Source organism: Cellulomonas sp. P4_B5_2 (assembly GCF_056402235.1).
Map to the genome: position 1 here is coordinate 1 of NZ_JBFUHU010000119.1, position 9941 is coordinate 9941.

Below are 9941 nucleotides of genomic sequence, written 5' to 3' on the forward strand. Positions count from 1 at the left end.
CCGCCCAACGGCTGTGGGCGGCGCGGCCGCTGCGCGAGCGGACCGCGGTGCTCTCGCGCGTGCACGACCTGGTGCTCGAGCGGCAGAGCGACGTGCTCGACCTCATCCAGGTGGAGTCGGGCAAGGCGCGCGCCTCGGCGTTCGAGGAGGTCTGCGACATCRCGCTCGTGGCCCGCCACTACGCCGCGCGCGCAGGCCGCTACCTCGCGCCGCGCCGGGTCCCCGGCCTGATCCCGGGCGTGACGACGACGCGCGTGCTGCGGCACCCGGTCGGCGTCGTCGGCATCATCGCGCCGTGGAACTTCCCGCTGACCCTGACGCTCGGGGACGTGCTGCCCGCGCTGGTGGCCGGCAACGCGGTCGTCCTGCGGCCCGACCCGCAGACCGCTCTGACGTCGCTGTGGGCCGCCGAGCTGCTCGAGGTCGCCGGGCTGCCCGACGGGCTGCTCCAGGTGGTCGTCGGCGACGGACCGACCGTCGGGGCGGCCGTCGTGGAGAACGTCGACCACGTGAGCTTCACCGGCTCCACCCGCACGGGCCGGGTCGTCGCCGCGCACGCCGGGGAGCGGCTGGTGCCGGCCACCCTGGAGCTGGGCGGCAAGAACCCGATGTACGTCGCGGACGACGTTGACGTCGAGGTCGCCGCCGAGGGTGCCGTGCGTGCCTGCTTCGTCGGCGCCGGGCAGGTCTGCGTGAGCATCGAGCGGATCTACGTGCACGAGGACGTGGCCGACGCGTTCACCGCGGCGTTCGTCCGGCGCACGAAGGCGCTGCGTCTCGGGTCCGGGCTGGACTACCGGTCGGACATCGGGTCGCTCACGTCCGCCGCGCAGCTGGCCACGGTCGTCGAGCACGTCGAGGATGCCGTCGGGCACGGGGCGACCGTGCTGGCCGGCGGGGTGCACCGCTCGGACGTCGGGCCCTGGTTCTACGAGCCGACGATCCTCACCGACGTGCCGGACGAGGCGCGGCTGGTGCGCGAGGAGACGTTCGGGCCGGTCGTGGCCATCTCCCGCGTGGCCTCCGACGACGAGGCCGTCGCAGCGATGAACGACAGCGACCTCGGTCTGAACGCCAGCATCTGGACCGCGGACACCCGGCGCGGCGCCGCCCTCGCCGAGCGCGTCCGCGTGGGAACCGTGAACGTCAACGAGGGCTACGTGGCCACGTGGGGCTCGGTCGGGGCGCCGCAGGGTGGGGTCGGCGCGTCGGGCATCGGCAGCCGGCACGGCCGCGAGGGCCTCTGGGCGACCACCCGGGTGCAGACCGTGGCGGTCCAGCACGGCGTGCACGGGGTGCTCGGCGGCCCCGGCGTCGGGCTGCACCGGATGTTCGACCTGGGCCCCGAGACGTGGCCCCGCTTCTACACCGAGGTGCTGCGGACGCTCAAGGCCCTGCGGCTGCCCTGACGACCCGTCAGGCGTGCCCCGCGGCCGCCGGAGCCGGGTCCGACTCGTCGCTGGTGCCCTCGTACCCGGCCGCCTCGACCGTGGCGACCGCCTGGCGCGCGATGGCGAGCTCCTCGTTGGTCGGGACCACCATCACGATCGTGCTGGCCCAGTCCGGAGAGATGATCGTCGGCTCCTTCTTGCGGCCCTCGTTGCGCTCCAGGTCCACCGCGATGCCCATCGCCTCGAGCCCCTGCAGCGCACGCGCGCGGACGATGTCGTCGTTCTCGCCGACGCCCGCCGTGAACACGATGACGTCGACCCGGCCGAGGACCGCGTGGTACGCGCCGATGTACTTGCGCAGCCGGTGCACGTAGACGTCCAGCGCGAGGGTCGCGTCCTCGTCGCCGGCCTCGACGAGCTTGTGCAGCTCGCGGAAGTCGTTCTCGCCCGCGAGCCCCTTGAGGCCCGACCGGCGGTTGAGCAGGTCGTCGATGTCGTCGACCGACATGCCCGCGTTGCGCTGCAGGTGGATGAGCACGGCGGGGTCGACGTCGCCGGACCGGGTGCCCATGACCAGGCCCTCCAGCGGCGTCATGCCCATGGACGTCTCCACCGCCACGCCCCCGCGGACCGCCGACGCCGACGCGCCGTTGCCCAGGTGCAGCACGATCTGGTTGAGGTCCTCGAGCTTGCGCCCGAGCACCCGCGCGACCTTGCCGGACACGTACTGGTGCGACGTCCCGTGGAACCCGTAGCGCCGCACGTCGTGCGCCTTGGCCACGGCCCGGTCGATCGCGTAGGTGGCCGCCGCCTCGGGCAGCGTGCGGAAGAACGCGGTGTCGAAGACGACCACGTGGGGCACGTCCGGCAGCAGCTCGCGGGCCACCTGGATGCCCGTGAGGTTGGGCGGGGTGTGCAGCGGCGCCAGCGGCGCGAGGGCGTCGATCTGCGCGACGACGTCGTCGTCCACGATCACGGGGGACCCGAAGACCGAGCCGCCCTGCACCACGCGGTGACCGACCGCGACGACGTGCGCCTCGGCAAGGTTCGGACCGACCTCGTCGAAGAGCGCGAGGACCGCGCGCAGGCCGGCGCCGTGGTCGGGGACCGCGTCGGTGCGCACGGTCGTGTTCCCGGCGTACGTGTGCTTGACCAGGCCCTCGGTCTCGCCGATGCGCTCGACGAGACCCGAGGCGATCGCCTCGCCGCCGACCGGGTTGACGAGCTGGTACTTGATCGACGACGAGCCGGAGTTCACGACGAGCACGCTGCCGTGAGCGCCGTGCGCGGAGCCGGGGTGGGGCTGGGTGATCGGGGTCACGAGGCTTCCTCTGCTTGCGCCTGGATGGCGGTGATCGCGACGGTGTTGACGATGTCCTGCACCAGGGCGCCGCGCGACAGGTCGTTGACCGGCTTGCGCAGCCCCTGGAGCACGGGGCCGATGGCGACGGCTCCGGCGGAGCGCTGCACGGCCTTGTAGGTGTTGTTGCCGGTGTTCAGGTCCGGGAACACGAAGACCGTCGCACGGCCGGCCACGGCCGAGTCCGGCATCTTCGTCTTCGCCACGGAGGCGTCCACGGCGGCGTCGTACTGGATCGGGCCCTCGACCGACAGATCCGGCCGACGCTCCCTGACCAGCGCGGTCGCCGTGCGGACCTTCTCGACGTCCGCGCCCGAACCGGACTCACCCGTGGAGTACGACAGCATCGCGATGCGGGGCTCGATGCCGAACTGCTGGGCGGTGCCTGCGGACGAGATCGCGATGTCCGCCAGCTGCTCCGCCGTCGGGTCGGGGATCACCGCGCAGTCGGCGTAGACGAGCACCCGGTCCTCGAGGCACATGAGGAACGCGCTCGACACGCTCGACGTGCCGGGCGCGGTCTTGATGATCTCGAAGGACGGCTTGATGGTGTGCGCCGTGGTGTGCGCGGCGCCGGAGACCATGCCGTCGGCCAGGCCGAGCTGGACCATCATCGTGCCGAAGTAGGAGACCGACGAGACGATCTCCCGCGCCCGCTCGACCGTCATCCCCTTGTGCTTGCGCATCTCGGTGTACGCCTCGGCGAACTTCTGCAGCAGGACCGGGTCGTGGGGGTCGATGATCGCGGCGGCGTCGAGGTCGAGGCCCAGCTCCGTGGCGCGCGAGCGGATGGCCGGCTCCTCGCCCAGGATCGTGATCTGGGCGACCCCGCGCTGCAGCAGGGTGGACGCCGCGCGCAGGATCCGGTCGTCGYYGCCCTCGGGGAGGACCACGTGCCGCTTGTTCGACCGGGCGCGGTCCAGCAGGGCGAACTCGAACATCAGCGGCGTGACGACCTCGGGCCGCTCCACGTCCAGCGCCGCCAGGAGCGCGGAGCCGTCGACGTGCTGCTCGAACAGGGAGAGCGCGGTGTCGATCTTGCGCTGCGAGTCGCCGGTGAGGCGGCCGTGCGTGTCGGCGACCGCGCTCGCGGACCGGAACGTGCCCAGCTCGGTGCTGAGGATCGGCAGCCTGCTCCCGAGGCCGTTCACCAGCCGCGCGATCAGGGGCGCCGGGCGGAACCCGCCGTTGAGGATGATCCCGGCCAGGGACGGGAACCCCTCGGCCTGGTGCGCCATGAGCAGCCCGAGCAGCACGTCCGACCGGTCGCCCGGCGTGATCACGACGGCGCCGTCGGTCAGCTTGCCCAGCAGGTGCTCCATGGACATCGCGCCGACGATGACGTCGAGCACCTCGCGCTGCAGCAGGGACTCGTCGCCCGCGATGAGCGTCCCGCGCACCGAGTCGGACAGCTGCCGGACGGTCGGGGCCGTGAGGATCGGGTTCTCGGGCACCGCCCACGACGGCAGGCCGGTGCCGGCACGCAGGGCGTCCCGGACGCCGCTGACCGAGCCCGGGGCGCAGCGGTTGGCGACCACCGAGACCACCTGCGCGTGGTTGGCGTGCATCTCGGTGACGACCACGTCGGCCACCTGGGCGATCACGGCGGGCTTGCGGTGCCCCCCGTTGATGACGAGCACCACGGGGGCGCCGAGGTTCGCCGCGATGCGGGCGTTGTAGGCCAGCTCGGTGGGTCCCGCGACGTCCGTGTAGTCCGTGCCGACGACGACCACGGCGTCGCAGCGCCGCTCCACGTCGTGGTACCGGGACACGATCTGCGCGAGCGCCTGCTCCGGGTCGTGGAGCACCTGCTCGTACGTGACCCCGACGCACTCCTCGTACGTGAGGTCCACGCCGTCGTGCTGCAGGAGCAGCTCGAGCACGTAGTCCCGCACATCTGTGGAGCGCGCCACCGGTCTGAACACCCCGACGCGCTGGACCGTGCGGGCCAGGAGGTCCACCAGGCCGAGCGCGACCATGGACTTGCCGGAATCTCCCTCGGGGGAGGTGACGTAGATGCTGCGGGCCACGGTGGGCTTCTCCGATGTGGGTGGAACGGGTGGAACGGCTGCTGCGGTGGTGCGTGACCGTGGGGCGGGCAGCGGCGCCCGCCCCACGGACGTGGGGGTGCTACTCGTTGTCGCCGCCGGTCGAGAGCGTCGCCGCCACCTGACCGGAGTCGGACTCGTCCTGCGCGTCGGGCCAGACCCAGTCGCGGACCTCGGGCAGGTCGTCGCCGAACGCGCGGGTGTACTCGCGGGCCCGGAGGCGCTCGTCGACCATCTTCTGCCGCAGGTTGGCCTGGGCCGTGCGCAGGTGAGGCACGTTGTCGATGACGTCGATGACCAGGTGGAACCGGTCGAGGTCGTTGAGCATGACCATGTCGAAGGGCGTCGTCGTGGTGCCCTCCTCCTTGTAGCCGCGCACGTGGATGTTGGTGTGGCCCTTGCGGCGGTACGTGAGCCGGTGGATGAGCCACGGGTACCCGTGGTACGCGAAGATCACCGGCTTGTCGTCCGTGAACAGACCGTCGAACTGGGCGTCGGACAGGCCGTGCGGGTGCTCCCGCGCGTCCTGCAGGCGCATCAGGTCGACCACGTTGATCACGCGGACCTTGAGGTCGGGCAGCTCCCGGCGCAGGATGTCCGCCGCGGCCAGCACCTCGAGCGTCGGCACGTCACCGGCCGCGCCGAGGACGACGTCGGGCTTCTCGCCCGGCACCTCCGAGCCCGCCCAGTCCCAGATCCCGAGCCCGCGCGTGCAGTGCGCCACGGCCTGGTCCATGGTCAGGAAGTTCGGTGCCGGCTGCTTGCCCGCCACGACCACGTTGACGTACTGCCGGCTGCGCAGGCAGTGGTCGTACGTGGACAGCAGCGTGTTCGCGTCCGGCGGCAGGTAGACGCGGATGACGTCGGACTTCTTGTTGACCACGTGGTCGATGAACCCCGGGTCCTGGTGGCTGAAGCCGTTGTGGTCCTGGCGCCACACGTGGCTGGACAGCAGGTAGTTCAGGCTCGCGATCGGGCGGCGCCACGGGATGTCGTCCGTGACCTTCAGCCACTTGGCGTGCTGGTTGAACATCGAGTCGATGATGTGGATGAACGCCTCGTAGCAGTTGAACAGGCCGTGGCGCCCGGTCAGCAGGTACCCCTCCAGCCAGCCCTGGCACTGGTGCTCGCTGAGCATCTCCAGCACGCGGCCGGCGCGTGCCAGGTGCTCGTCGACCTCGGCACCGAGGAACTCCGCGTTCCACTGCTTGTCCGTGGTCTGGAACACCGACTGCAGGCGGTTCGACGCGGTCTCGTCGGGTCCGAAGATCCGGAAGTTGTCCGGGTTGAGCCGGATCACGTCGGTCAGCCAGTCGCCGAGCACGCGCGGCGCCTCGCTCATCGAGCCGCCCGGCACCGGCACGTCGACCGCGTACTCGCGGAAGTCCGGCAGGCGCAGGTCCTTGAGCAGCAGGCCGCCGTTGGCGTGCGGGTTGTCGCTCATCCGCAGGTGTCCCTGGGGCGCGAGCGCGCGGATGTCGTCGTGCAGCTTGCCGTTCTCGTCGAACAGCTCGTTGATCCGGTACGACTCCAGCCACTGCCGCAGCACGTCGAGGTGCTCCGGGGTGTCCCGCGCGCTGGCCAGCGGCACCTGGTGCGCCCGCCACGACCCGGTGGTCTTCTTGCCGTCGATGTAGTCCGGACCGGTCCAGCCCTTGGGCGTGCGGAACACGATCATCGGCCACTGCGGGCGCTGCTCGTTGCCGGCGTGGGCGCTGCGCTTGATCTCCGCGATCTCGTCGAGCACCTCGTCGAGCAGCGTGGCGAACCGGCGGTGGATCTCCTCGTGCGACTCGTCGTCGAAACCGGCGACGAACATGTGCGGCTTGTGCCCGTAGCCGACCATGAGCGACGCGAGCTCGTCCTCGGGGATGCGCGCCAGCACGGTCGGGTTGGCGATCTTGTAGCCGTTGAGGTGCAGGATCGGCAGCACGACGCCGTCGTTCTCGACGTTGACGAACTTGTTCGAGTGCCAGCTGGTGGCCAGCGGGCCGGTCTCCGCCTCGCCGTCGCCGATGACGGTGGCGACCAGGAGGTCCGGGTTGTCGAACGCGGCGCCGTAGGCGTGGCTCAGCGCGTAGCCCAGCTCGCCGCCCTCGTGGATCGACCCCGGGGTCTCGGGGGCGACGTGGCTCGGGATGCCGCCCGGGAACGAGAACTGCCGGAACAGCCGGTGGACGCCCTCGGTGTCCTCGGTGATGTCCGAGTAGTACTCGGAGTAGGTCCCGTCGAGGTAGGCGCTGGCGACGAGGCCGGGGCCGCCGTGACCGGGGCCCGTGATGTAGATGGTCGACTGCTCACGCTCGGCGATCGCGCGGTTCAGGTGCGCGTACAGGAACGTCAGACCGGGCGTGGTGCCCCAGTGCCCGAGCAGACGCGGCTTCACGTGGTCGCGTGTGAGGGGCTCGCGCAGCAGCGCGTTGTCCAGCATGTAGATCTGGCCGACCGACAGGTAGTTGGCGGCTCGCCACCACTGGTCGATGCGGTTCAGGGTCTCGGCGTCGAGAGCGTCCCCGCTCCCGGTCCGCCACGTGCCGCGATGCGACGTCGTCGTGCTCATGCGCGCTCCCCAGTCGTCGTTCCGGCGAACGCGCCGGTCCGGTGTCAGCCTTGCGTCGGGCCCCGTGGCCCCCGGAGGACCTTGGTCCTCCCCGGGGTGCGCGGGACTACTTGTCATACAACCGCACTCAGCCCTCCGGCGCAGGAGGGGCAGGCGAACGGATTCCGAACGTCCGATGGCCCGCCGACCGGACGGCTGCGCAGGTCAGCGGGGTTCTAGGCGGCTCGAGCAGGGGTTGCGGGTGCGGGGAGGGCGGTCCCTGCGAGGTACCGTGAGGCGTGACCGAGCAGAGCCCCGCAGCCGTTGCGCGCAGCCGCGCGACGGGGTCGGTGCCGGGCAGTGACGATGGTCACGGCCGCCCGCCCGGGCGCGTCGCCGGGCCGCCGGTTCTCTCCGGGTGGTCGCAGGCCGAGAGGCGCCCGCCGACGACGATGCTCCGCGCCGCGGTCCGGCCCCGCATGCTCCTGCTCCTCGTCCTCCTGCTCGCAGCTGCCGCGCTGTGCGCCCGGCTCGGTGCGTGGCAGCTGGACCGCGCGCAGGTGCACGGCTCGGCCGCGGCGGAACGGCACACCGCCGAGCTCGTCGCCGCGCCGGCGGTCCCGCTCGACGACGTGCTTGCGCCGCAGACCACGTTCACCGGCGACCTCGTCGGCCGCAAGGTGTCCGCGGCGGGCACCTACGACACCGCCGGCCAGCTGCTGGTCACGGGCCGCGCGCACGACGGGACCACCGGTCTGCTCGTCCTGACACCGCTGACGACGAGCGACGGTGACGTGCTCCCGGTGGTGCGCGGCTGGGTGGCGACGCCCGCCGACGCCGACGAGCCGCCGGCGGGACCCGTCGAGGTCACCGGGTACCTGCAGGCGTCCGAGCAGGCGGGAACCGGGGTGGCCGACGGACGGACCGACGCCATCAGCTCCGCCGAGCTGCTCAACTCCTGGGGCGGGCCGATCTACACGGGGTACCTGGTGGTCTCCTCGTCCGAGCCCGCCCAGGCGCCCACCGTCGCCCTGCTGGACCCGCCGACGAAGCCGGGCGCGGGGCTGAACATCCAGAACCTCGCCTACGCCGCGCAGTGGTGGATCTTCGGCGCGTTCGCGGTGCTGCTCTGGCTCCGCCTGGTGCGCGACGAGGCCCGGGGCCAGGCTCCGGTCTCCGAGCCGGACCGGGGTGGCGGCGCGCCCGCCTGAGGCGCCACCTCCACCCCGTCGGGTCAGCAGCCGGGCCGTCAGGCTAGATCTGGGTGCAGTAGGACTGCGCCATTGCGTCGAACTCGTCCGCCGTGTGGGCGCGGGGCGTGTGGTCGTCGACGCCGCCGATCGCCCAGATGGACCCGACCGGGAGGTCATCGATGTCGACCGACGTGAACTCCGGGCCGTCCGCGCTCCATGAGTTGTCGGACGAGCCAGCGAAGGCGCGGTACGTCGAGGTCGCGTACAGGCTCCGCTCGAACTCTGCACCGAGGGGCACGGCTCCCCGGTCGGTCACCCGCTCGAGGAAGTCCCAGCGGCCGACTTCGTCGTCGGAGGACGTAGCGCCCCCTTGCACGGCGTAGACCACGACCGTGTCGACCCCGCCCTTGCACATCTGGACGATGGCCGACACCGTCCCGTCCGCCTCGCGCTCGAGCCCCACCACGCCGCCTGAAGATACGGTGCAGCCTGCGACGAGGGCCGTGACCGCGGCACCTACGGCGGCGGCGAAGGCCAATGATCGAGCGTTCATGCAGGTGAGAGCAGAGGTCCGTGCATGCCTCTGTGCTCACGGGCCGATCACGACTCAGATCCGATGAGCGTCTGCTCAGCCCAGCGGAGGACGGCGGCGCAGCTCCTTGACCGCGCGGCGCTTCTGCTCGCCCTGCACCCGGCGCACCTGCGATCCCCGGCTCGGCCGGGTGGCGCGGCGGGTCGGTCCCGGGGGAGCGAGGGCGTCGTCGAGCAGCGCGTGCACCCGGGTGAGCGCCGCCTCGCGGTTGCGCAGCTGGGACCGGTACTCCTGGGCGCTCAGGGTGAGCAGCGAACCCCGCAGCCGGCCGGCCAGTCGTTCCAGGACGCGGTCCTGCTGGGTCGGGCTGGTCCAGGGGATCCGCGCCAGGTCGACCGTCAGCTCGACCCTCGAGTCGGTGGTGTTGACCGACTGACCCCCCGGGCCGCTGGAGCGCGAGAAGCGCCACGCGAGGGCGTCGTCCGGAACGACGACACCCCCGCGCAGCACCAGTGGACCGGTCACGTCAGTCGTGCTGCCACGAGTGCCACAGCGCGGCGTAGTCGCCGCCGGCGGCGACCAGCTCGTCGTGCGGGCCGATCTCCACGATCCGGCCGCCGTCGACCACCGCCACCCGGTCCGCGTCGTGCGCGGTGTGCAGGCGGTGTGCGATGGCGACGACCGTGCGCCCGGCGAGAACGGCCGACAGCGACCGCTCGAGGTGCCGGGCCGCCCGCGGGTCGAGCAGCGAGGTCGCCTCGTCGAGCACCAGCGTGTGCGGGTCGAGGAGCACCAGCCGCGCCAGCGCGATCTGCTGCGCCTGCGCCGGGGTGAGCGCGACGCCGCCGGAGCCGACCTCGGTCTCGAGCCCCTCGGGC

The 9941-nt window shown here is 72.1% G+C and carries 7 protein-coding genes and 1 pseudogene; 2 read left to right on the forward strand and 6 right to left on the reverse strand.

Annotation, left to right across the window (positions count from 1 at the left end; genetic code table 11):
• A partial coding sequence (locus AC1DUQ_RS10445) for a succinic semialdehyde dehydrogenase (protein ID WP_477073752.1) occupies positions 1-1409 on the forward strand: 1409 nt, incomplete at its 5' end.
• A 7-nt stretch (positions 1410-1416) separates the two neighbouring features.
• Here the strand turns inward: AC1DUQ_RS10445 and AC1DUQ_RS10450 are convergent.
• The 3 genes from AC1DUQ_RS10450 to AC1DUQ_RS10460 all read right to left on the reverse strand — a co-directional run bounded on the left by AC1DUQ_RS10450 (position 1417) and on the right by AC1DUQ_RS10460 (position 7359).
• Complete coding sequence (locus tag AC1DUQ_RS10450) at positions 1417-2712, reverse strand: acetate/propionate family kinase (RefSeq protein ID WP_477061414.1); 1296 nt, start codon at positions 2710-2712, stop codon at positions 1417-1419.
• Positions 2709-4781, reverse strand: coding sequence for a phosphate acetyltransferase (gene pta, locus AC1DUQ_RS10455; RefSeq protein ID WP_477073753.1), 2073 nt, complete (start codon positions 4779-4781; stop codon positions 2709-2711). Before pta ends, AC1DUQ_RS10450 begins: the two co-directional genes overlap by 4 nt.
• 100 nt (positions 4782-4881) lie before the next feature.
• Positions 4882-7359: a phosphoketolase family protein gene (locus tag AC1DUQ_RS10460; protein ID WP_477073754.1), complete on the reverse strand. Its 2478-nt coding sequence runs from the start codon at positions 7357-7359 to the stop codon at positions 4882-4884.
• Positions 7360-7637: 278 nt separating this feature from the next.
• Between AC1DUQ_RS10460 and AC1DUQ_RS10465 the strand changes: the two genes are divergently transcribed.
• A complete protein-coding gene (locus tag AC1DUQ_RS10465; RefSeq protein WP_477061417.1) occupies positions 7638-8549 on the forward strand; it encodes an SURF1 family protein in 912 nt (303 codons plus the stop codon).
• Positions 8550-8592: 43 nt separating this feature from the next.
• Here AC1DUQ_RS10465 and AC1DUQ_RS10470 read toward each other — a convergent pair whose 3' ends face one another.
• The 3 genes and pseudogenes from AC1DUQ_RS10470 to AC1DUQ_RS10480 all read right to left on the reverse strand — a co-directional run.
• Positions 8593-9084, reverse strand: coding sequence for a hypothetical protein (locus AC1DUQ_RS10470; protein WP_477061418.1), 492 nt, complete (start codon positions 9082-9084; stop codon positions 8593-8595).
• Positions 9085-9159: 75 nt separating this feature from the next.
• Complete coding sequence (gene arfB / locus AC1DUQ_RS10475) at positions 9160-9588, reverse strand: alternative ribosome rescue aminoacyl-tRNA hydrolase ArfB (RefSeq protein ID WP_477061419.1); 429 nt, start codon at positions 9586-9588, stop codon at positions 9160-9162.
• Between the two features lies 1 nt (position 9589).
• Positions 9590-9941 (reverse strand): annotated as a pseudogene (locus AC1DUQ_RS10480) (ABC transporter ATP-binding protein); the annotation flags it as partial.

What these genes read in the sequence shown, in the direction of transcription:
- AC1DUQ_RS10460 (WP_477073754.1), bottom strand. Translation starts at nt 7,359, where the DNA reads ATGAGCACGACGACGTCGCATCGCGGCACGTGGCGGACCGGGAGCGGG.
- AC1DUQ_RS10470 (WP_477061418.1), bottom strand. Translation starts at nt 9,084, where the DNA reads ATGAACGCTCGATCATTGGCCTTCGCCGCCGCCGTAGGTGCCGCGGTC.